This is a genomic window from Ralstonia sp. GX3-BWBA, assembly GCF_003290055.1.
Lineage (GTDB): Bacteria > Pseudomonadota > Gammaproteobacteria > Burkholderiales > Burkholderiaceae > Ralstonia > Ralstonia holmesii.
This window is the reverse complement of the sequence record NZ_QMKS01000012.1, coordinates 394,903-417,769: the sequence shown is the minus strand read 5'-3', so window position 1 is coordinate 417,769 and position 22,867 is coordinate 394,903. Positions and strand designations below refer to the sequence as shown.

Sequence of the window (22,867 nt, the reverse complement as noted above, 5' to 3'; positions counted from 1 at the left end):
TTTCACCCCCTGCCGGGGGCGACTCACTTTCTTTGTCTTGCCAAAGAAAGTAAGCAAAGAAAGGCGCGCCCGATGCGGCGAAAGACTCCTTGAATTTATGTCGCAAGGAGGGAGGGGAGGCAAACTCGCTGCGCTCAGACAGCCTCCCCTCTTTTTCCTCCTTGCAACAGAAATTCAAGGCGCCGCATAGGGCAGGGAAAGTCAAAGACAAAAGCCAAACACTCTGGGCGCCAGCTCAGACGACAAGGCCAACCTCGCGATGGGTTGGCCTTTTTCTTTTGACGTTGAGCCCTTGATGGCGCCTTGAATTTTTGTGAGCGGGCGGATAAAGGAAGGAGGCCTGTTTGAGCGAAGCGAGTTTGCCTCCTTCCCCGCACGGTCACACAAATTCAAGGGGATGTCGCCATCTCGGGCGCGCCTTTCTTTTGCTTACTTTTCTTTGGCAAGACAAAGAAAAGTGAGTCAGCCCCGGCAGGGGATGAAACGAGGGATGGACCGAAAGCATCAAGCCAGCCCTCCTCCAAAAAGCCGCCGCCCCCCAATTGACAATCCCATCCCCCTTCCGTAAATTCCGCTCATCCATCCGGGAGAGCGTGCCCGCCGTACACGGCAAGGCGCCGCCGAAGGGGTAGCACCCGAAAACTCTCAGGCATCCAGGACCGGGCGGATCGGCGGACATGCGTCCGACCGCACTCTGGAGAGCTGGCGCCGCACGAACCACAGCGGGCGCCCACCGAAGGGGCTCACGGACCGGCGCGTACCGCAGTACGCGCTGCTTCGCAATCTCTCAGGTACCAAGGACAGAGGGGCCATCTGCGCAGCTTGATGATCTTCATGGCGTCACCATGAGGAACTAGGCTGCGCGGGTGGCCTTTTTGCTTTTCTGGTCCCCGTTCAATGCGCCGCGCCCGGCCACGGCGGCGTAATCAGCCGAGAGATTCCATGACGCTCCAACACACGCCGCTCAATGCCATCCACCGCTCGCTGGGCGCCCGCATGGTCGACTTTGGCGGCTGGGACATGCCCGTCAACTACGGCTCCCAGATTGAAGAACACCACGCCGTGCGCCAAGACGCCGGCATCTTCGATGTCTCGCACATGTGCGTGGTCGACCTCACCGGCGCGCGCGTTCGCGACTTCCTGCGTGGGCTGCTCGCCAACAACGTCGATAAGCTGCAGACGCCCGGCAAGGCGCTCTACAGCTGCATGCTCAACCCCAAGGGCGGCGTGATCGACGATCTGATCGTCTACTTCTTCCGCGAAGACTGGTTCCGCCTGGTGGTCAACGCCGGCACCGCACCGACGGACCTGGAGTGGATCGTCGCGCAGAACGCCGCCGCCGGCACCGACGTGACGATCACGCCGCGCCGCTCCGACAACAACGGTGGCGCCGAGCCGCTGGGCATCCTGGCCGTGCAAGGCCCGAATGCGCGCGCCAAGACGTACGCCGCGCTCCCCGGCACGCAGGCCGTAGGCGAAGCGCTCAAGCCATTCAACGCCGGCTTCGCCACCGTCGAGCACGTCGGCGAAATCATGGTTGCGCGCACCGGCTACACGGGTGAAGACGGTTTCGAACTGATCGTGCCGGCCGCGCAGATCGCCGGTGTGTGGGAGCGCCTGCTGCAAGCAGGCGTACGCCCGGCCGGCCTGGGCGCACGCGACACGCTGCGCCTGGAGGCGGGCATGAACCTCTACGGCCAAGACATGGACGAGCACGTCTCGCCGCTCGACGCCGGCCTCGCGTGGACGGTGGACCTGCAAAGCGAACGCGACTTCACCGGCAAGGCCGCGCTGCAAGCCGGCGGCCAGCGCGAACAGTTCGTCGGCCTGATCCTGCGCGACAAGGGCGGCGTGCTGCGCGCCCATCAGAAGGTCATCACCGCTGCCGGTGACGGCGAGATCACCAGCGGCACGTTCAGCCCGAGCCTGTTGCTCTCCATTGCGCTGGCGCGCCTGCCCAAGGACGTGGCCGTCGGCACCGACGTGCAGGTCGAAATTCGCGACCGCAAGTTGACCGCGACTGTGGTTAAACTGCCGTTCGTGCGCAATGGCAAGGCGCTGGTCAGCTGAACACCGAATCCGCATCCCCCAATACCCATCTTCCGGAGAAACCTTTCATGAGCAACGTCCCCGCCGACCTGAAGTACACCGAACACGACGAGTGGATCCGCGTTGAAGCCGACGGCACGCTGACCATCGGCATCACCGACTACGCGCAGGACGCGCTCGGCGACATCGTCTTCCTGGAGCTGCCGGACGCTGGTCGCGCCGTCGCCAAGGACGAGGCGATTGCCGTGGTCGAATCGGTCAAGGCCGCCTCCGACATCTACGCCCCCGTGTCGGGCGAGATCATCGCCAACAACGCCGACGCCGCAGGTGCGCCCGAGTCGGTCAACGCCGGCGCCTACGACGCATGGCTGTTCAAGATCAAGCCGACCAACGCCGACGATGTGAACGCGCTGATGTCGGCCGAGCAGTACGCCGCCAAGATCGGCTAAGCCGGTCACCGAAGCCGATGTGCCTGACCCGCACATCGGCGCTTTGCCTGAATTTCGAGCCCTTGCCATGAACGCTCCGCACCCCGCTTCCTCGGCGCTTGCTGCCGAACGTCCCACCCTCGCCGCCCTGGAGGCGTGCGACGCCTTCGCGCACCGCCACATCGGCCCGTCGCCGGAAGAGCAAGCGCAGATGCTTGCGGCGCTCGGCTTTGATAGCCGCGCCAAGCTGATCGACGCCGTGATTCCGCCGGCCATCCGCCGCCAGGACGGCATGCCGCTGGGTGAATTCACACAGCCGCTGACCGAAGAGGCGGCGCTGGCCAAGCTGCGCGGCATCGCCGGACAGAACCGCGTGGTCAAGAGCCTGATCGGCCAGGGTTACTACGGCACGCACACGCCGGGCGTCATCCTGCGCAACATCCTCGAGAACCCCGCCTGGTACACGGCCTACACGCCGTACCAGCCAGAAATCTCGCAGGGCCGCCTGGAGGCGATGCTGAACTTCCAGCAGATGGTGATCGACCTGACCGCGATGGACATCGCCAACGCGTCGATGCTGGACGAAGCGACGGCCGCTGCCGAGGCGATGACGCTGCTGCAGCGCATTGGCAAATCGAAGTCGACCGTGTTCTTTGTGGCGGACGACGTGCTCCCGCAAACGCTGGAAGTCGTGCGCACGCGCGCCGAGCCGATCGGCGTGCAGGTGGTGACCGGCCCGGCAGCCGACGCTGCCAAGCACGACGCGTTCGGCGTGCTGCTGCAATACCCGGGCGCCAACGGTGCGCTGCTGGGCGATCTGGCGACGTACCGGGCGCTGACCGATGCCGTGCACGCTGCCGGCGGCTTGGTCGTTGCGGCTGCCGACTTGCTGGCGCTCACGCTGCTGGCTGCGCCGGGCGAATGGGGTGCCGACGTCGTGATCGGCAACACGCAGCGCTTTGGCGTGCCGTTCGGCTTCGGCGGCCCGCACGCCGGCTACATGGCCGTGCGCGATGCGTTCAAGCGCTCGATGCCCGGTCGCCTGGTCGGCGTGACAATCGACGCGCAGGGCAACCCGGCCTACCGCCTGGCGTTGCAGACGCGCGAGCAGCACATCCGCCGCGAGAAGGCCACCTCGAACATCTGTACCGCACAGGTCTTGCTGGGCGTGATGGCCTCGATGTACGCCGTCTACCACGGCCCGCAGGGCCTGAAGCGCATCGCCCAGCGCGTGCACCGCCTGACCGCCACGCTGGCCGCCGGCCTGCGCGCGATCGGCTACACGCTGGAAGCCGACGCCTTTTTCGACACGCTGACGGTCGCCACCGGCGCACGTACTGCCAACCTGCACATCGCGGCACAGGCGCACGGCATCAACCTGCGCCAGATCGACGACACACGCCTGGGCATCTCGCTGGACGAGACGGTCACGCGCGCCGATGTGGTCGCGCTGTGGGAAGTCTTCGCGCACGCCGCCCACGCTGCCGCGCCGGACTTCGACCAGACCGAAGCAGCGGTTGCGGACGCGTATCCGGCGTCGCTCGTGCGCCAGAGCGCGTACCTGACGCACCCGGTGTTCAACGCGCACCATTCCGAGCACGAAATGCTGCGCTACCTGCGCAGCCTGGCCGACAAGGACCTCGCGCTCGACCGCACGATGATCCCGCTGGGCTCGTGCACCATGAAGCTCAACGCCACCGCAGAAATGCTGCCGGTGACGTGGCCCGAGTTCTCGAACATCCACCCGTTCGCGCCGGCCGATCAGACCGTCGGCTACCGCGAGATGATCGACCAGCTCGAGCAGATGCTGTGCGCCGCGACCGGCTACGCCGCCGTGAGCCTGCAGCCGAATGCCGGCTCGCAAGGTGAATACGCTGGCCTGCTGATCATCCATGCCTACCACGCCAGCCGTGGCGAAGCACACCGTAACGTGTGCCTGATCCCGTCGTCGGCGCATGGCACGAACCCCGCGTCGGCACAGATGGCCGGCATGCAGGTCGTTGTCGTGGCCTGCGATGAGCGCGGCAACGTCGATCTGGCTGACCTGGAGAAGAAGGCTGCCGAGCACAGCAAGAACCTCGCGGCAATCATGATCACCTACCCGTCCACGCACGGCGTGTTCGAGGAAGGCGTCAAGCGCGTGTGCGAGATCGTGCACAGCCACGGCGGCCAGGTGTACGTCGACGGCGCCAACATGAACGCCATGGTCGGCACCGCGGCGCCCGGCCACTTCGGCGGCGACGTCTCGCACCTGAACCTGCACAAGACGTTCTGCATTCCGCACGGCGGCGGCGGCCCGGGCGTGGGTCCGGTGGCCGTGGGCGCGCACCTCGCACCGTTCCTGCCCGGCCGCGCGGCCTCGGGTGAAGACGCCAGCCAGAACATCGGCAACGTGTCGGCTGCAGCGTTCGGCTCGGCGTCGATCCTGCCGATCTCCTGGATGTACATCGCGATGATGGGCGCAGCGGGCCTGACCGCCGCTACCGAGACGGCCATCCTGTCGGCCAACTACGTGGCCAAGCGGCTCGCTCCGTATTACCCGGTGCTGTACACGGGCGCGCACGACCTGGTGGCGCACGAGTGCATTCTCGACATCCGTCCGCTGCAGAAGGAATCGGGCATCAGCAACGAAGACATCGCCAAGCGCCTGATGGACTTCGGCTTCCACGCACCGACGATGAGCTTCCCGGTGCCCGGCACGCTGATGATCGAGCCGACCGAGAGCGAACCGAAGGTGGAACTCGACCGCTTCATCGACGCGATGATCGCCATCCGTGGCGAAGTCGACAAGGTGATCTCGGGCGAATTCGACCGCGAAGACAACCCGCTCAAGCATGCACCGCACACCGCAGCCGTGGTGATGGCCGACGATTGGTCGCACAAGTACACGCGCGAGCAGGCCGCCTACCCGGTAGCATCGTTGCGCAAGCAAAAGTACTGGCCGCCGGTCGGCCGCGCCGACAACGTCTACGGCGACCGCAACCTGTTCTGCGCCTGCGTGCCGATGAGCGAGTACGCGCAGGATTGATGCATTCGACGTGACATGAGGCGGCGGCGGTGCATTGCGCTCCGCCGCCGCGTCACATGTAACGTGGCGCAATCCCTGTAACTCGTGCTCACAACCGCTTTTTTCAGCGCGCCTCGCCGTTTATGGTGACGACAGTTCACCTGATCGACGAGACCCCGCTATGCCGATGCTCCAGCCTTCCTCGCTCTTCCGTCTGCTTGCCTGTGCTGCCGCTGTTGCGGTGTGCGGTGCGTGCTCGCCGGTGCAAGCAGGTGCGGCCGTATCGGAATCCGCCGGCGCGCACACCTCGACCGGGTCGGCACGCGAGTGGTGCAGCGTTTCGCCTGCGCAATCCGGTGAGCCTGCTGCTGGAAAACTGATCGCCCGCGCCACCCAGCATCTCGAGCGGACGCCGCACCCGTTGCCGCGCCTGCATACGGAAGGCACGCTGCCCCATCAGGGCATCTACGACGAATCCGTTACGGCCGCGCGGGACTTTCCGGTCATGCGCGACGCAGCAATGGCCTGGCGCCTCACTGGCGACATGCGGTTCGCCGAGCAGGTCGACACCTTTCTGCACGCGTGGGTTGGAACGTATGTACCGAGCTTCAACCCGATCGACGAGACGAAGTTCGATGCGCTGATCCAGGCCTACATGCTCGCGCGCGACGGCCTGACGCCGGGCACGCGCGCAGAGACGCAACGCTTCCTGCACACGCTTGCCGAGGGCTATATCGCCCGCACCGAGGCTGCGCGCCAGCCGCTGTCCCACACGTGGGTGAACAACTGGCAAAGCCATCGCATCAAGCTGATGGCAATGTCGGCTGCCGCGCTGGGTGACCACGCGTTGCTCGCGCAGGTACATCGCCTGTTCCTGCAACAGCTCGCCAATAACGTGCGCCCGGACGGATCGGTGGAAGATTTTGAAGACCGCGATGCACTGCACTACGTCGTCTACGACCTCGAGCCGCTGACGATGGCCGCGATTGCCGTGCAGCCTTTCGGCCAGCACTGGCTACATGAGCGCGCAGCCAACGGCGCCACGCTCGCCGCCGCCGTTGATTGGCTCGTGCCGTATGCCGACGGCAGCCGCACGCACGAGGAATACGTCCACTCACACGTTGCCTTCGACAAGAAGCGAGCCGACGCGGGCCTGCCCGGCTTCTCCGGCATGTGGGAGCCGAAAAGCGCCGGCACGCTGTATTGGCAGGCTGCGCGACTGGACCCGAAATACCGCACGCTGGCCGAGCGGCTCGCCGCTACAGCGCCTGATTGGCTGGCGCTATGCGCAGCCCGCTGAACGGCGAAGCGCTGTACTGACAGCGCGCGCACAACAACCTGGCGCAAGCGGCCACAAGCCGCTTGCACCCTTTAACGCCCCCCCGGAGCCTCACCCATGGCTGTTTCCGTTTTCGACCTCTTCAAGATCGGCATTGGCCCGTCCAGCTCACACACCGTCGGGCCAATGCGCGCCGCGCTCATGTTCGCCTCCGGCCTGGAAGCTGATGGGCTGATGCCACAAGTCGCCAGCGTGCGCGTCGAGCTGTACGGCTCGCTCGGTGCCACCGGCAAAGGCCACGGCACGGACCGCGGCGTCATCCTCGGCCTGATGGGCGAGGCGCCTGACACCATCGACCCCGACACCATCGATGCCAAGCTGGCGGAGTTGCGTGCATCGCAATCGCTGTCGCTGCTGGGCCGTCACGCGATGCGCTTTACCGAGAAGGAACACATCGCCTTCTACCGCCGCGAAGCGATGGCCGAGCATCCGAACGGCATGAAGTTCCACGCCTTCGACGCCGCCGGCGAGCGTCTGCGCGAGGCTCGCTATCTGTCAGTCGGCGGCGGTTTTGTCGTCACGGCTGGCGCACCGAACACGCAGGTGCTGGCAGCGCATGACCAGTTGCCGCATCCGTTCCGCAGCGGCAAGGAACTGTTGGCGATGTGCGAGTCGACGGGCAAATCCATCGCCCGCCTGATGCTCGAAAACGAGCTGACGTGGCGCACCGAGGCCGAAGTGCGTGCCGGTCTGCTCAACATCTGGCACGTGATGCAAGCGTGCGTGGCGCGCGGCTGCCGTACGGAGGGCGAACTGCCGGGCCCGTTCCACGTGCGTCGCCGTGCCGCCGAGTTGTATTCACGGCTCACGGTGCAGGCCGAACGCACGCTGTCCGACCCGCTGTCAGTCATCGATTGGGTGAACCTGTATGCGATTGCCGTGAACGAAGAGAACGCTGCGGGGGGGCGCGTCGTCACGGCACCGACCAACGGCGCAGCGGGCATCATCCCGGCGGTGATGCATTACTACGACCGCTTCGTGCCCGGCGCGAACGACAGCGGTGTGGTGGATTTCCTGCTCACCGCCGGTGCGATCGGCATGCTCTACAAGATGAATGCGTCGATCTCTGGCGCGGAAGTCGGTTGTCAGGGAGAGGTCGGCGTGGCGTGTTCGATGGCAGCGGGCGCGCTCGCTGCGGTGCAGGGCGGCACGCCTGCTCAAGTCGAAAACGCTGCTGAGATTGGCATGGAGCACAACCTGGGGCTGACGTGCGACCCGGTCGGCGGGCTGGTGCAGATTCCGTGCATCGAGCGTAATGCGATGGCGTCTGTGAAGGCGGTGAATGCGGCGCGCATGGCGTTGCGTGGGGATGGCACGCATTATGTTTCGCTCGACTCCGTGATCAAGACGATGCGGGAGACGGGGGCGGATATGAAGACGAAATACAAGGAGACGGCGCGGGGGGGGTTGGCGGTGAATATTGTGGAGTGCTGATTTTTGGTTTTTGCCTTGGTGGTCCACACCCCTTTCGTTCCCTGCCGGGACCGACTCACTTTTCTTTGTCTTCCAAAGAAAAGTAAGCAAAAGAAAGGCGCGCCCGAGATGGCGACATCCCCTTGAATTTGTGTGACCGTGCGGGGAAGGAGGCAAACTCGCTTCGCTCAAACAGGCCTCCTTCCTTTATCCGCCCGCTCACAAAAATTCAAGGCGCCATCAAGGGCTCAACGTCAAAGGAAAAGGCCAACCCATCGCGAGGTTGGCCTTGTCGTTTGAGCTGGCGCCCAGAGTGTTTGGCTTTTGTCTTTGACTTTCCCTGCCCTATGCGGCGCCTTGAATTTCTGTTGCAAGGAGGAAAAAGGAAGGGAAACTGTCTGAGCGCAGCGAGTTTTTCCCTTCCCCTCCTTGCGACATAAATTCAAGGAGTCTTTCGCCGCATCGGGCGCGCCTTTCTTTGCTTACTTTCTTTGGCAAGACAAAGAAAGTGAGTCAGCCCCGGCAGGGGATGAAACAAGGGATGCTCCACAAGAGCAAGAAATCTAGAGCACCCCCCAAAAAAACCCACAAGCCCCCGCCCCCATCCACTCCTATAATCCGCGCCACAAGAACCCTCTTTGGAGAACCGCAGGATGCAATCCCTCCATCCTCCCAAGCACATTTCGGCAGCGACCCTGCCGGAGCTGACGCTGCGCGGCATGATCCTCGGCGCGATCATCACCGTGATCTTCACCGCTTCAAACGTGTACCTGGGCCTGAAAGTCGGCCTGACGTTCTCATCGGCGATTCCCGCAGCGGTGATTTCCATGGCGGTGCTGCGCATGCTCGGCGGCACGAACATCCTTGAGAACAACATGGTGCAGACGCAGGCGTCTGCGGCCGGGACGCTGTCTTCCATCATCTTCATTCTGCCCGGCCTGGTGATGATTGGGCATTGGCAAGGTTTCCCGTTCTGGCAAACGTTTGGGGTCTGCATGGCGGGCGGCATGCTCGGCGTGGTGTTCACCATTCCGCTGCGCCACGCGATGGTGGTGCAGAGCGACCTGCCCTATCCCGAAGGTGTGGCGGCGGCGGAGATCCTGCGCGTGGGCAGCGGCGAATCAGCGGACGGTAAAGACACTGCCGAAGGCAAGGCGGTGCCGGCTGCCACCGGCATGCGCGATCTGGCTGCCGGCGGCATCGTCGCGGCCATCGTGGCGTTTGCAACCAGCGGCCTGCGCCTGCTGGGCGAAGGGGCAAGCTGGTGGTTCGCTGCGGGGGCCGCAGTGGTGCGCTTGCCGCTGGGCTTTTCAACGGCACTGCTGGGCGCGGGCTATCTGATCGGGCTGGTGGCAGGGCTTGCCATGCTGGTGGGCCTGGTGATTGCCTGGGGCATCGCCGTGCCGTATCTGACCTCCATCACGCCAGTGCCGGCGGACAAGGCGCTCTCAGCGTTTGGCACGGATGTGTGGCGCACGCAGGTGCGTTTTATCGGTGCAGGCGTGATTGCGGTGGCGGCCGTGTGGACGCTGGGCACGCTGATCGGCCCGGTGGTGCACGGCGTGAAGCGCTCGTTCGGCAGCCTGCGCCCGAAGGCCGATGGCGCCCAGCGCACCGAGCAGGACATGGCGCCGCGCTGGATTCTGCTGGTCACGCTGGCCATGGTCGTGGTGCTGGTAATCACGTTTGCCGCGTTCCTGGCGCCGACCATGCTATCGGCCGGCTCGCGCTGGACGTTGATCACCTGCGCGGTGATCTTTGCGGTGGTGTTCGGCTTTCTGGTGGCGGCGGCGTGCGGCTACATGGCCGGGCTGATCGGTTCGTCGTCGAGCCCGATTTCGGGCATTGGCATCATCGCCATCACCTTGGTGTCGCTGCTGCTGTTGGCCATCGGGGCGGACAACGGCATCGTGGGTTCGCCGGAAGCAAGCAAGCTGGGCATTGCGCTGGCCATCTTCACAACCTCGGCCGTGGTGGCCGTGGCGACCATCTCCAATGACAACCTGCAGGATCTGAAGACCGGCTGGCTGGTGGGTGCCACGCCGTGGCGCCAGCAGGTGGCGCTGTTGATCGGGTGCGTCGCGGGTGCTGCGGTCATCTCGCCGGTGCTGGAGCTGCTGTACAACGCGTATGGCTTTCCGGGCGCGCTGCCGCGTGCCGGCATGGACGCGGCGCAGGCGCTCTCTGCCCCGCAGGCTACGCTCATGACGGCCATTGCCACCGGCATCTTCACGCACCAGCTGGAATGGAACATGGTGATTGCAGGCATCGTCATCGGCATGCTGCTGATCGCCGTCGACTGGGCGCTCAAGCAGCGTGGCGGCGTCGCCCGGCTGCCGGTGCTGGCGGTAGGCATCGGCATCTACCTGCCACCGACGATCAGCACGGTGCTGGTAACGGGTGCGGTGCTGGCGTGGGTCATCGAGAAGATTCTTGCCAAGCGTGCGCAGGCGGCCGGTGTGCCGTACGCGCGCTATGCCGAGGTGCCGAACCGCCATGGCGTGCTGCTGGCGTCGGGCCTGATCGTCGGTGAAAGCCTGGTGGGCGTGCTGATGGCGGCCGTCATCGGGGCCACGGGCAAGGATGCGCCGCTGGCGATCGTGGGCGGGTCGTTTGAAGGCACAGCGCAATGGCTTGGGCTGATCGTGTTCGCCTTGGTATGCTGGGCCTTCGCGCGCCGCGTTCTGGCGGTGCGTCCGACCCATTGAGCCCATCACGCATCATGCTGCTCCGCGACGCAACGCAGGCCGATCTGCCGGCCATCCTCGCCATCTACAACGACGTGATCGCCACCTCCAACGCGATCTACACCGAAACGCCGGTCACGCTGGAAGACCGCACCGCGTGGCTGGCGTTGCGCGCCGCGCAGGGGTATCCGGTGCTGGTGGCCGATGATGGCGGGCAAGTCGCGGGCGTTGCATCGTTTGGGGATTTCCGGCCGTACCCGGGCTTTCGCACCACCGTCGAGCACTCGGTGCATATTCATCGCGACTGGCGCGGCAAGGGCTTGGGCAGCCTGCTGGTCGAAGCGCTGTGCGAGCGTGCCGCTGCCCTGGGCAAACACCTGATGGTGGGCGCCATCGACGGCGCCAATGCAGGGTCGATCCGCCTGCACGAAAAGTTGGGCTTCAAAGAAGTCGGCCGCATGCCCGAGGCTGCCATCAAGCACGGCCAGTGGCTCGACCTCGTCTTCATGCAGCGCTGGCTGGAAGCGCCGGGAACGGTCCGCAACGACTGACCGTTCTTCGAGGCGTCAGGCTGGCTGCGTTGCCGCCTGCTGCGTCCACCGCCCGCAACCGCGTCGCACGGTCTCGTGCAGGTTGCGGGTTTCACGTTGCGCCGCGCGGATCCATTCGGCATCCGCATCGCGCGCTTCCACCACTTCCCGCACCATATCGAGCGCGCCTGAGGACGACAGCGCTTCGGCATGAGCCGACAGCACCTTGCTCGTCTCCAGGATGTGATCGGCCAGCGCGCCGCGGTTGCCCGTGGCCGGGTCGACGTATTCGCCGGCCAGCCCAAAGCGGCATGCCTGGAAGCGGTTGAAGGTGTAGACGAGGTAATCGTCTTCCACTGGCATGAATGGGCGATCGAGCAGCAGCCAGCGGCCAAGCGCCTGGATATAGGCAGCGATGGCGGCGGCGCGTTCAACAGTCAGCGGGGTGTCCATCACGCGCACTTCGATCGTGCCGAATTCGGGCTTGGGGCGGATGTCCCAGTAGAAGTCCTTCATGCTTTCGATCACGCCCGTGGCGTGCATCTTGTCGAAGTACGCGATGAAGGCATCCCATGTAAGCACAAACGGCGCGCGGCCCGACATCGGGAAGGCGCTGACGGAGTTCATGCGCGCGGAAGCAAACCCCGTATCCACGCCCTGTACGAACGGCGACGACGCGGCCAGCGCAATGAAGTGCGGCACGTAGCGCGACATGGCGTGCAGCAGATACAGCGCATCGTCCGGATTCGGGCAGCCAATGTGCACGTGCTGCCCGAACACGGTGAACTGCTTGGCGAGGTAACCGTACAGATCCGAGATGTACTGATAGCGCGGCGATTGCGAAATCTGGCGCTGGCTCCATTGCTGGAACGGATGCGTGCCGCCGCCGCAGATGCCGATGTTCAGCGCCATGGCGGCGTCGGCCATGCGGTCGCGCATCTCGCGCAATTGCCAGAGCGCTTCATCGTGGCTGTGGCAGATGCCGGTGGAGATCTCGATCATCGAATCGGTGATCTCCGGTTTGATGTCGCCGGGGTATTCCTTGCCCTTGAGCATGCGCAGCAGGTCGGGCGACGCCGAAGCGAGGTCGTAGTCATGGCGATTGACGAGCTGCAGTTCCAGCTCGACGCCAAACGTCAGGGCTTCGGATTTCGAGAACGGTTCGAGGGACATGGGGCTCAGTGCCTCCCTTCGTCTTGTCGCACCTCACCTGCCCAGCGCAGCGAACGCGCGGTCAGGATTGGTGCGGCAATCTGTTGGATCGCCAGCGTGCACAGGATGATGGCCGCAAGCGGCCCGCCGGTTTGTGGATACAGTGCCGCCGTATCGTGCATCAGCAACCATGACAGTCCTGACATGGGCCCAAGCGCCAGGCCCAGGGCGATGCTCTGCCGCATCGACAGGCCCGAGAACGAGCCCAGCGCCGTCGTGGCTGCCAGTTTGGCGATGAAGCGCGACAGCACCAGCGCCACCGCCGCCACACCACCAATCACCCAGTCCGACGCCTTGAGCGGCAAGCCGAGCGACACGATCATCACCACAATCAAGATGCTGCCCGCGCTGCCGAAATGCGATGGCCACACGCGGGGGTGATCGTCCTGGTGCTTGAACACCACGCCTGCCAGCAGCAATGTGAGCGGCACCGACAGCTTGAGCAGCTTGGCCATCGCCAGCGCAAACAGCACCAGGCCGACCAGCACCAGGAATGCGTAATGATCGTCACCCGCCATGCGGTGATACAACGCATGGCCCACTTTGCCGACCACCCAGGCAAGAAGCACGGAGCCTGCCAGCAGGTACAGCGGATGGAGCAGCGCCGCCGCCCAGTGGCCGTATTCGCTGTGCAGCCAGCCGGCGGTGAGCGGCACCAGCACGCTTGCGTAGATGCTGTTGAGCGCGCCCAGCGAGAGCAACCGCTCCGTCACCTGGCCTTCGGCGCGGAGTTCGTTCTTCAGTTGCAGCAGTACCGTGGGGGACGTGGCCACCGCGATGGCGCCTGCGGCCACCGCCACCGGCGTCGCCACGCCAAACAGCTGCAGCACCCAGGTGACCAGGCCCCAGGTCAGCAGGCTCTCGAAGCCACTGGTGAGCAAGAGCCAACGATTGGCTCGCAGCCACTCGAACGACAGCCGGTGCCCTAGTTCGAACAGTGCCAACGCCAGCGCCATCTCGATCAGGATGTGGGTCTGGTCGAGCATGTCGGCGTCGATCAGCGGGCGGCCAAGCACACCCGCCACCAGCCCCGCCGCCGCATAGCCGACGATGCGGGGCAGCTTCAGCGCCGCACGCGCAAACTCGCCGCACAGTGCCGCGCCGACCAGCGCCAGCCCGATCCAGAAGAGACCGCCAGGTGCGGGCGGCCACGAAGGGAAGAGATCGTGAAGTCCTGTCATGGGCGACATGGTACCCGAAGCACCCGCTTGGGAAAGTCAGCCAAGCACTGACACGCGTTAGACCCTCGTTACACGATATTTAATAATAGATCGATGACGTTCGACGCAGAAAGCGACAACTCTGCGTTTGGAGCCTTGAGCCGCCGGCAAAGAAAAACCGCCCCGGAGGGCGGTTTCCATACTGCGAATGGCTGAGAGCCGGTCGGATTACTTGCCGCCGACGCTCTCCAGCGGCGTCCACTTGCCGCCGGTGACCTTGTAGACGGTGATACCGCCATCCTTGAGGTCGCCCTTCTCGTCATAGGCGTAGTGCTTGGCGGTCACGCCTTGCATGTTGGTCGCGGCCAGGATCGGCAGGTACTTGCTCGGATCCGACGAGCCGGCCTTCACCATGGCTTGCATCAGGGCCATTGCGCCGTCGTAGGCGTACGGGGAGTACGTCTGCACCGGCGTGCCGAAGCGCTTCTCGTAGCGGGCCTTGTAGCCAGCGCCGCCCGGCATTTGTTCCAGCGGCAGACCGGCCAGCGAGCACACCACGCCTTCGGCCGATTGCGCGCCAGCCAGCTTGATGAAGTCGTCGGTCTTGGACATTTCGCCCGACATCAGCGTGGACTTCATGCCCAGTTCGCGCATCTGCTTGACCAGCGGAGCCGATTGGCCTTCCGCGCCGCCGTAGAACACGGCGTCAGGCTTCTTGGCCTTAATCTGCGTGAGGATCGACTTGAAGTCGCTGGCCTTGTCGTTGGTGAACTCGCGACGCACGATGGTGGCGCCGGCAGCCTTGGCGGCCTTCTCGAACTCGTCTGCCAGACCTTGGCCGTAAGCCGTGCGGTCATCAACGATGGCGATGTTCTTGTAGCCCAGCTTCTTGACGGCGTACGTGCCGACCACCGAACCCTGCTGGGTGTCGGAGGTCATCATGCGGAACGTCGTCTTGTAGCCTTGCTTCGTGTATTCCGGTGCCGTTGCCATCGCGATTTCTGCGATGCCTGCGTTGTTGTAGATGCGCGAGGCCGGGATGGTCGTACCCGAGTTGAAGTGGCCCAGCATGCCCTTGATGCCGCTGTCCACCAGCTTCTGTGCGACGGTGGTGCCGGTCTTCGGGTCAGCCTGGTCGTCTTCCGAGATCAGCTGGAACTTGACTTCCTTGCCTGCAATCTTCGGATGCGTAGCGTTGAATTCCTCGACCGCCAGCGTCAGGCCGTTCTGCATGTCCTTGCCGTACTGGGCTTGAGGACCGGTCATCGGGCCGGCATAGCCCAGCTTGATGACTTCCTGGGCCGATGCCGCGCTGCCAAGCGCGCACAGTGCTGCCGCCAGACACAGTTGCTTCAATTTCATTTGTGCGTCTCCTAGTTCAAACGCAATTTGGATCAATAGCGCGACGGGATCACCGTCGCCCTCCTCCCGCTTCGCGCTCCACCCACACCCGTCGTGCGGATGGCGCTGCGAATCCTGCTCGTGCTCCCCGTCAGCCGATGGTCATCAGGCTGGCGTTGCCACCCGCTGCGGCCGTATTGACCGACAGCGAACGCTCGATCAGCAGGCGCTCCAGCGCCAGCCCTTCCCCGCCATGCGGCAGGCCTTGCACGCCCACGATGGGGCCGGCACGTCGTGCCAGTCCTTCGCAAATGGCGCGCAGATGGTCCGAATCGCCGTGGTGCAGCACCGCATCAAAAGCCGCTTCGTCGGTCGACCCGACCACGCGGACGCGCGATTGTACTGCCGCCGGCAAGCCCCGAAGTACCGCTTCGATGGCAGGGTTTTCCTGCACAACCGCCACGCTGCCCACGGCCAGCACAGCCGCCAGCTGGCGCAGCCAATCGGCCGGATCTGCCGCCACGCACAGCACCGCTTCGCGCGGCAGCAGCGTGTAGGTGTTGCGCTCGCCCGTCGGGCCCGGCAACGTAGCCGTGGCGCCCGTGGCTGACGCCGCAGCCAGGCGTTCGCACAGCGAAGCCAGCTCAGGCGCCTGCTTGCGTGCCCAGTCCGCCAGCGCATCGAACGGCGCCAGCAGCGCGCGGCGCGCATCGGTGTCGATTTCCGTGCCGGCACCCGCGGTCAGTTGCAGCGCGGTGCGCATGCCGTCCTGCGGGCACGTCGACAGCAAACGCAGCAGATACAGCGGCCCGCCGGCCTTCGGGCCCGTGCCCGACAGGCCTTCGCCGCCGAACGGCTGCACGCCCACCACGGCGCCGACGATATTGCGGTTCACATACAGGTTGCCGACGTGCGCCCGGTCCACCACGTGCGCGATGGTCTCGTCGATACGCGTATGGATGCCTAGCGTCAGGCCGTAGCCCGTGCCATTGATCTGCTCGATCAGCTTGGTCAGGCCGGCGCTATCCGTATCCTTGGCCGTGCGCTTCCAGCGCACCACGTGCAGCACGGGGCCGAAGATCTCGCGCGTCAGGTCCGACAGGCTGTCGAGTTCGATGATGGTCGGGGGCACGAACGTACCGTGCGCGCACGCGGCCGGCACCGGCGCCTGATGCACGCGGCGGCCCTTGGCCCGCATCGCTTCGATATGGCCGACGATGTTGTCGCGCGCTTCGGCGTCGATCACCGGGCCCACATCCGTGGCGAGGCGATCCGGATTGCCCATCGCCAATTCAGCCATACCGCCCTTGAGCATCGCGAGCACGCGATCGGCGACATCATCCTGCAGGCACAGCACGCGCAGCGCCGAGCAACGCTGGCCTGCCGAATCAAACGCAGACGACAGCACATCCGCCACCACCTGTTCTGCCAGCGCGGAAGAATCCACGATCATCGCGTTCTGGCCGCCGGTTTCGGCAATCAGGGGGATCGGCGCGCCGTTGGCGTCCAGCCGACCGGCCAGCGTGCGCTGCAGAATGCGCGCGACTTCGGTCGAGCCGGTAAACATCACGCCCTTGGTGCGCATGTCCTTCACAAGCGCCGCGCCGACGGTCTCGCCACGGCCCGGCAGCAGTTGCACGGCGCCAGCCGGCACGCCGGCTTCGCGCAGGATGCGCACGGCCTGGGCGGCGATCAGCGGGGTCTGCTCGGCAGGCTTGGCCAGCACCGGGTTGCCCGCGGCCAGCGCTGCGCTCACCTGGCCGGTGAAGATCGCCAGCGGGAAGTTCCACGGGCTGATACAGACCACGGGGCCCAGCGGGCGATGCGTGTCGTTGGAGAACCCGCCGCGCACCTGCGCCGCGTAATAGCGCAGGAAATCGACCGCTTCACGCACTTCCGCAATGGCGTTGGACAGCGTCTTGCCCGCCTCGCGGATGATCAGCCCCATCAGGTGCTGCATCTCGCCTTCCATGAGGTCTGCTGCGCGATCGAGCAACGCGGCGCGCGCCTCGGGCGGCGTGGCTTGCCAGATCGGGGCGGCAGCGGCGGCGGCCGACAACGCTGCATCGACGTCGGCTTCGGTGGCCTCGGTCACGTGGCCGACCACGTCGCGCAGGTCCGACGGATTGCGCACCGGTTGCGGCCGGGTTTCCGAAATGCGTCCCGTGTAAGGCGCATCGCCGATGGTCGGCTCGGCATTCCAGACCGTGCTCGTGCCCGCAAGAAGGGCGGACGACAACGACGCCAGGCGCTGCTCGTTCGCCAGATCAATGCCTGACGAGTTGGCACGCACATCGCCGTAGAGGTGGCGCGGCAGCGGAATCTTCGGATGCGGCAGGCCGAGCGTCCCTTCATCGGCGTGCATCTTTTCCACCACCGCCACCGGATCGGCGACGAGGTCGTCCAGCGGAATCGACTCATCCGCAATGCGGTTCACGAACGAGGTGTTGGCGCCGTTTTCCAGCAGGCGGCGCACCAGATAGGCCAGCAGCGTTTCATGCGTGCCGACCGGCGCGTAGATGCGGCACGGGCGGTTCAGCTTGCCTGGCTTGTTGCCGACCACCTGCTCGTACAGCGGCTCACCCATGCCGTGCAGGCACTGGAACTCGTACTGACCGGGGTAATAGTTCTGGCCGGCCATGTGATAGATGGCCGCCAGTGTGTGCGCGTTGTGCGTGGCGAACTGCGGGAAGATCGCTTCCGGCGCGGCCAGCAGCTTGCGGGCGCAGGCCAGGTACGACACGTCGGTGTAGACCTTGCGCGTGTAGACCGGGTAGCCCTCCAGGCCGTCGACCTGCGCGCGCTTGACCTCGCTGTCCCAGTACGCGCCCTTCACCAGGCGGATCATCAGGCGGTGCTTGCTGCGGCGGGCCAGGTCGATGATGTAGTCCAGCACGAACGGGCAGCGCTTCTGATAGCCCTGCACCACGAAGCCGATGCCGTTCCAGCCAGCCAGCTCGGGCGCAAAGCACAGGCGCTCCAGCAGATCGAGCGACAGTTCCAGGCGGTCGGCTTCTTCGGCATCGATGTTGATGCCGATGTCGTATTCACGCGCCAGCATCGCCAGCGCCTTCACACGCGGATACAGCTCGTTGATCGTGCGGTCGTACTGCGCGCGCGAGTAGCGCGGATGCAGCGCCGACAGCTTGATCGAAATGCCCGGCCCTTCGTAGATGCCGCGCCCGCCCGACGCCTGGCCGATCGCGCGGATGGCCTGCTCGTACGACGCGAGGTAGCGCTGCGCGTCTTCCTCCGTCATCGCGGCCTCGCCGAGCATGTCGTAGGAGTAGCGGAAGCCTTCGGCCTCGAACTTGCGCGCGTTGGCCAGCGCTTCGGAAATGGTTTCGCCGGTGACGAACTGCTCGCCCATCAGGCGCATCGCCATGTCCACGCCCTTGCGGATCAGCGGCTCGCCGCTCTTGCCGATGATGCGCGTGAGCGCCTTCGACAGCCCCGCTTCGTTATGCGTGGCGACCAGCTTGCCCGTGAGCAGCAGGCCCCAGGTGGCGGCATTCACAAACAGCGACGGGCTCTGGCCGACATGCGAATACCAGTTGCCGTTGCTGATCTTGTCGCGGATCAATGCGTCGCGCGTGGCCTTGTCGGGAATGCGCAGCAGCGCCTCGGCCAGGCACATCAGCGCCACGCCTTCCTGGCTCGACAAGGAGAATTCCTGGATCAGGCCCTGCACCAACCCTTCGCGGCCAGTGCCGACCTTTTGCGTGCGCAGCTTGCCGGCCAGATCGCGGGCCAGCTGCTTGGCTTCCGAGGCGAGCGCGCCCGGCAGACGGGCCTGCTCCAGCAACATCGGAATCGCTTCGGTTTCCGGTCGGCGGTAGGCGGCCGTGATGGCAGCGCGCAGCACCGACTGCGGTTGCACGCTCTGCGCGAATTCGAGGAACGGTTGCACCGCGGGCTCATCACCCTCGTGCACGTCGGAGACGGCTGCGGCGGCGGACGGGAGGCCATCCGCCGCCGGGCCGTTTGCATCAGTTGGCAGCTGCCCCCGCTCCACTTGGTCCAGATACGTGAAGATCGCCTGCTTGATCAGCCAGTGCGGCGTGCGGTCAATGGACTGCGCAACGCGCTTGAGGCGTTCACGCGAAGCATCGTCCAGCTTGACCCCGAGGGTGGTTGTAGCCATGTGGGTTCCTATCCAGAGCTGCCATTGCCTAGCTTGTGGCCGGCAAATTGGGCGGATCATACGCCTGGCGATCTTGAAGGTGCAACCTAGTGAAACCCCTTGGTTCGAAATGGGTAGATTGGGTGCAACCGCAGGCGGTGTTGGGGGCTCTTTTTTAGGTGGGCTTGGTTTTTTTGTTGGTGGTGCATCCCTTGTTTCATCCCCTGCCGGGGCTGACTCACTTTCTTTGGTCTTGCCCAAAGAAAAGTAAGCAAAAGAAAGGCGCGCCTGAGATGGCGAAAGCCTCCTTGAATTTATGTCGCAGGGAGGGGAAGGGAAAAACTCGCTGCGCTCAAACAGTTTCCCTTCCTTTTTCCTCCCTGCAACAGAAATTCAAGGCGCCATCTAAGGCAGGAAAGTCAAAGGCCAAACCATCTCAGCGCCAGCCCAAACGACAAAGGCCAACCGCGCGATTGGGTTGGCCTTTTTCTTTTGACGTTGAGCCCTTGATGGCGCCTTGGATTTTTGTTGCGGGGAGGATTAAGGAAGGAGCCTTGTCTGAGCGCAGCGAGTTTGGCTCCTTCCCCTCCCCGCGACACAAATCCAAGGAGGCTTTCGCCATCTCGGGCGCGCCTTTCTTTTGCTTACTTTTCTTTGGCAAGACAAAGAAAAGTGAGTCGGTCCCGGCAGGGAACGAAAGGGGTGTGGACCACCAAGCCTCAAATCCTCAAAGGATCAATCTCCAACTGCCACCGCACCCCCTTCACAGTCTTGCCGATCCCAGCAAACCCCTCGGTCCAGGCAGACAAGAACTTCTGCAAAGCCGCCCGAGAAGCCGACTCCACCAGCAACTGCGCGCGCTCGCGGTTGGCCAACCGCACCATCGTCATGGGCACCGGATCATGCAAAAACACCGGCGCACCCATTTCGGCCGCCAAGGCTTCACCCGCAGAACGCGCAGCGCCCAAAAATTCAAGCGCCCGCGCCACTTCCTTGTGCTCGGCGGTGAGCAGCGCCTGATAGGCAAACGGCGGCAGCCCGGCTTGCTTGCGTTCCCGCAGCAACTGGCGCGCAAAACCGCCGTAGTCGTGCCGAACCAGCGCCTGCAGCGCGGGGGCATCCGGATACCGCGTCTGAATCAGCACCTCCCCAGCCAGCCCGGCCCGGCCCGCGCGGCCCGCCACCTGCATCAGCGAGGCAAAAAGATGCTCCCCCGCACGAAAGTCGTGCGAGAACAGTGAGGAGTCGGGTGCGACCACGCCCACCAGCGTCACCCGCTGGAAGTCATGCCCCTTGGCGACCATCTGCGTGCCGATCAGGATGTCGACGCTGCCTTCGTGCACGGTGTCAAACAGCGCTTCGGCGCTGCCCTTGCGGCGGGTGGAATCGGCGTCGATGCGGGCGACGCGGGCCTGCGGAAACAGCTCGCCGAGCGTCTCTTCGATGCGCTGTGTGCCGCGCCCAAGCGGAGCGATGTCGACGTTGCCGCAGTCGGGGCAGTGATGCGGGATGCGGGATTCGTACCCGCAGTGGTGGCAGCGCAGTCGCCGCTCGGGCTTGTGCAGCACGAGGTACGCCGAGCAACGTGGGCAGCCCGACAACCAGCCGCACGCGTCACACGAAAGCACGGGCGCGTAGCCGCGGCGGTTGAGGAACAGCAGGCTCTGTTCGCCGCGCGCCAGGCGATCGGCAATCGCATCGACGAGCGGTTTGGACAGCCCATCGCGAATCTCACGCCCAGCGCGGCGCTCCAGATTCAAGTCGACGAGCGATACGCGCGGCAGCACCGCTTCAGCCTGCGCGCGTTGCGAGAGTGTCAGACGCGTGGTGGGGGTCTGTTCTGCGCGCCACCAGGTTTCCAGTGACGGCGTGGCCGAGCCCAGCACGACGGGGATGTTGCGCTGCTTGGCGCGCCACAGCGCCAGATCGCGTGCGGAATAGCGCAGCCCCTCCTGCTGCTTGTACGACGTGTCGTGCTCTTCGTCGACGAGGATGAGCGCGAGGTTAGGCAGCGACGCCAGCATCGCCAGCCGCGTGCCGAGGACGATGCGGGCCTCGCCGCGATGGGCGGCCAGCCAGTTCAACGCACGCGGCTGTTCGGCCAGGCCGCTGTGCAGCGCGGCCATGGGCACGCCGGGGAAACGTGCGGCGATACGCGCTTCCAGTTGCGGTGTCAGGTTGATCTCGGGCACCAGCATCAGCACCTGTGCGGCCGGGTCCCGCGCCAGGGCGTCGGCGATGGCGTGCAGGTAAACCTCGGTCTTGCCGCTGCCGGTGACGCCGTACAGCAGGAACGGGCTGAATGTGCCCGCCGTGCCAGCTTGGGCAATGGCCGCCACGGCGGTCGCCTGCTCATCGTTCAGGGCGGGCGCGACGGAAGGCGCGGGCAATTCGAGCGGTTGCGGCAACAGCGCTTTCGGCCGCAGTTCTGCGCGCAGCCAGCCGACGGCCGTCCAATCCCGCAGCTTAGCGACGGCTTGCCCGTGCAGTTCGACGGCAGCGCTGGCGGACAGCTCGCCATCGCCGGTCAGCGCTTCAGCTAGGCGCATGGCGCCGGACGCACGTTTCGGAATGCTGTCCAGCAACGCGGCCCGGGCCGGTTCGAACATTACGTAGACGGTTTCGTTGGCCTGGCGCGCGAGGTTGTCCCAGCTGCCCGGCGTGCGCCAGAGCGGCGGTAGTGCGGGCAACGTCACTTCGCCCAGCGCACGGTGGTAGTAACCGGCAGCAAACTCGGCCAAAGCTCGCCATTCGACATTGAGCGGCGGCACCCAGTCGAGCACCCGCTCGACATCGCGCAGCTTCTCTTGGGGCACATCGGTGGTCGCGGCGGTGTCGATGACCAACGCCACCACACGGCGGTTGCCAAACGGTACGACGACAAGTTGCCCGGGAAGCACAGGCGGCCCGCACCGGTAATCGAACACCGCATCGAGCGGCGTATCAATCACTACCCGCGCGATGGCGGCCGACGCCTTGGCATCAGAGAACGCAGCGTCGACTTGGGCGGTGGTCATGCAAAGCGCAAACGGTTGAATTGCAAAGGGATTGTTGCGATGCAGCGGCGAATCCTGCACCTGGGAAATGCGTCTTGCCCATCTCACCTTGCCTTCACAGCCATTGTCGTGGCCGGCTCAATGTTCAAGTATTACTTGAGGTTTGCGCCCTGGCGCCCTGATCGGCGACCGTTTTCCGGGCTATCCACACAGCCTGTGGATAACTTTGTTGAAAAGTCGCCTGCCGCGCCTGCGAAGGCCAATGGATTCACCGTTTTTCTAGCTTGCACGATTTACGCGCACGCGGCTTTCTCTTAGAAAAATCAAACACTTATGCGTTGGATGCACAACGCTTCCCCTGTTGCGTCGCGGAAAGAACCAGCCGCGACAGCTTTGTGCATAAGTCAAGTCTTGACAGGCGGCTTACGCACCAGAAAGCGCGAAATAAATCGCTTGACACCCCTTTCGGGCCAGATGGGGCCACCCGCACGCGAGTAGTCACTCACCCTTACTGCACCAAAGCGGCGAAGATTCCACCCGTGCCCTTGGCTTCACGCACTACTGCGGCCCAATTCAAACGCT

General features: G+C 64.8%; 12 protein-coding genes and 2 riboswitches. Of the genes, 7 read left to right on the top strand and 5 right to left on the bottom strand.

From position 1 onward, the window contains the following. Positions 1-574: 574 nt before the first annotated feature. Positions 575-672: riboswitch (glycine riboswitch) on the top strand. A gap of 12 nt (positions 673-684) precedes the next feature. After that, positions 685-814: riboswitch (glycine riboswitch) on the top strand. 128 nt (positions 815-942) lie between these two features. From gcvT to DOD19_RS16210, 7 genes are all read left to right on the top strand, one after another. Beyond that, the gene (gcvT, locus tag DOD19_RS16245; protein WP_112186571.1) at positions 943-2,070 is read left to right on the top strand and encodes a glycine cleavage system aminomethyltransferase GcvT; all 1,128 of its coding nucleotides are present in this window, start codon (positions 943-945) and stop codon (positions 2,068-2,070) included. Positions 2,071-2,117: 47 nt separating this feature from the next. Next, positions 2,118-2,498 (top strand): glycine cleavage system protein GcvH, encoded by a 381-nt coding sequence (gene gcvH / locus DOD19_RS16240; RefSeq protein ID WP_024977262.1) that lies wholly within the window; start codon positions 2,118-2,120, stop codon positions 2,496-2,498. Between the two features lie 67 nt (positions 2,499-2,565). After that, complete coding sequence (gene gcvP, locus DOD19_RS16235) at positions 2,566-5,505, top strand: aminomethyl-transferring glycine dehydrogenase (RefSeq protein ID WP_112186569.1); 2,940 nt, start codon at positions 2,566-2,568, stop codon at positions 5,503-5,505. Positions 5,506-5,671: 166 nt separating this feature from the next. Next, positions 5,672-6,784: an alginate lyase family protein gene (locus DOD19_RS16230; protein ID WP_239498018.1), complete on the top strand. Its 1,113-nt coding sequence runs from the start codon at positions 5,672-5,674 to the stop codon at positions 6,782-6,784. 96 nt (positions 6,785-6,880) lie between these two features. Continuing rightward, positions 6,881-8,257, top strand: a complete 1,377-nt coding sequence (locus DOD19_RS16225; RefSeq protein ID WP_024977259.1) for an L-serine ammonia-lyase — start codon at positions 6,881-6,883, stop codon at positions 8,255-8,257. A gap of 632 nt (positions 8,258-8,889) precedes the next feature. Beyond that, positions 8,890-10,944, top strand: coding sequence for an oligopeptide transporter, OPT family (locus DOD19_RS16215; RefSeq protein ID WP_112186565.1), 2,055 nt, complete (start codon positions 8,890-8,892; stop codon positions 10,942-10,944). Positions 10,945-10,958: 14 nt separating this feature from the next. Next, positions 10,959-11,474: a GNAT family N-acetyltransferase gene (locus DOD19_RS16210; RefSeq protein ID WP_112186563.1), complete on the top strand. Its 516-nt coding sequence runs from the start codon at positions 10,959-10,961 to the stop codon at positions 11,472-11,474. 15 nt (positions 11,475-11,489) lie between these two features. Here DOD19_RS16210 and DOD19_RS16205 read toward each other — a convergent pair whose 3' ends face one another. The 5 genes from DOD19_RS16205 to DOD19_RS16180 form a co-directional block, all read right to left on the bottom strand. Continuing rightward, entirely contained in the window at positions 11,490-12,626 is a 1,137-nt protein-coding gene (locus DOD19_RS16205; protein ID WP_112186561.1) for a YbdK family carboxylate-amine ligase, read from the bottom strand. A 5-nt stretch (positions 12,627-12,631) separates the two neighbouring features. Next, a complete protein-coding gene (locus DOD19_RS16200) occupies positions 12,632-13,855 on the bottom strand; it encodes a cation:proton antiporter (RefSeq protein WP_024977255.1) in 1,224 nt (407 codons plus the stop codon). Between the two features lie 198 nt (positions 13,856-14,053). Beyond that, positions 14,054-15,187: a branched-chain amino acid ABC transporter substrate-binding protein gene (locus DOD19_RS16195; RefSeq protein ID WP_112186559.1), complete on the bottom strand. Its 1,134-nt coding sequence runs from the start codon at positions 15,185-15,187 to the stop codon at positions 14,054-14,056. Between the two features lie 130 nt (positions 15,188-15,317). Then, a complete protein-coding gene (gene putA / locus DOD19_RS16190) occupies positions 15,318-19,310 on the bottom strand; it encodes a trifunctional transcriptional regulator/proline dehydrogenase/L-glutamate gamma-semialdehyde dehydrogenase (protein ID WP_024977253.1) in 3,993 nt (1,330 codons plus the stop codon). Positions 19,311-20,008: 698 nt separating this feature from the next. Further along, positions 20,009-22,306 carry a primosomal protein N' gene (locus tag DOD19_RS16180; protein ID WP_112186609.1) on the bottom strand — a complete coding sequence of 766 codons (2,298 nt, stop codon included), beginning with the start codon at positions 22,304-22,306 and terminating at the stop codon, positions 20,009-20,011. Positions 22,307-22,867 lie beyond the last annotated feature (561 nt).

Excerpts from the sequence above, each read along its gene's own strand:
- gcvT (WP_112186571.1), top strand. The coding sequence starts at position 943 with ATGACGCTCCAACACACGCCGCTCAATGCCATCCACCGCTCGCTGGGC.
- gcvH (WP_024977262.1), top strand. The coding sequence starts at position 2,118 with ATGAGCAACGTCCCCGCCGACCTGAAGTACACCGAACACGACGAGTGG.
- gcvP (WP_112186569.1), top strand. The coding sequence starts at position 2,566 with ATGAACGCTCCGCACCCCGCTTCCTCGGCGCTTGCTGCCGAACGTCCC.
- DOD19_RS16230 (WP_239498018.1), top strand. The coding sequence starts at position 5,672 with ATGCTCCAGCCTTCCTCGCTCTTCCGTCTGCTTGCCTGTGCTGCCGCT.
- DOD19_RS16225 (WP_024977259.1), top strand. The coding sequence starts at position 6,881 with ATGGCTGTTTCCGTTTTCGACCTCTTCAAGATCGGCATTGGCCCGTCC.
- DOD19_RS16215 (WP_112186565.1), top strand. The coding sequence starts at position 8,890 with ATGCAATCCCTCCATCCTCCCAAGCACATTTCGGCAGCGACCCTGCCG.
- DOD19_RS16210 (WP_112186563.1), top strand. The coding sequence starts at position 10,959 with ATGCTGCTCCGCGACGCAACGCAGGCCGATCTGCCGGCCATCCTCGCC.
- DOD19_RS16205 (WP_112186561.1), bottom strand. The coding sequence starts at position 12,626 with ATGTCCCTCGAACCGTTCTCGAAATCCGAAGCCCTGACGTTTGGCGTC.
- DOD19_RS16200 (WP_024977255.1), bottom strand. The coding sequence starts at position 13,855 with ATGTCGCCCATGACAGGACTTCACGATCTCTTCCCTTCGTGGCCGCCC.
- DOD19_RS16195 (WP_112186559.1), bottom strand. The coding sequence starts at position 15,187 with ATGAAATTGAAGCAACTGTGTCTGGCGGCAGCACTGTGCGCGCTTGGC.
- putA (WP_024977253.1), bottom strand. The coding sequence starts at position 19,310 with ATGGCTACAACCACCCTCGGGGTCAAGCTGGACGATGCTTCGCGTGAA.
- DOD19_RS16180 (WP_112186609.1), bottom strand. The coding sequence starts at position 22,306 with ATGACCACCGCCCAAGTCGACGCTGCGTTCTCTGATGCCAAGGCGTCG.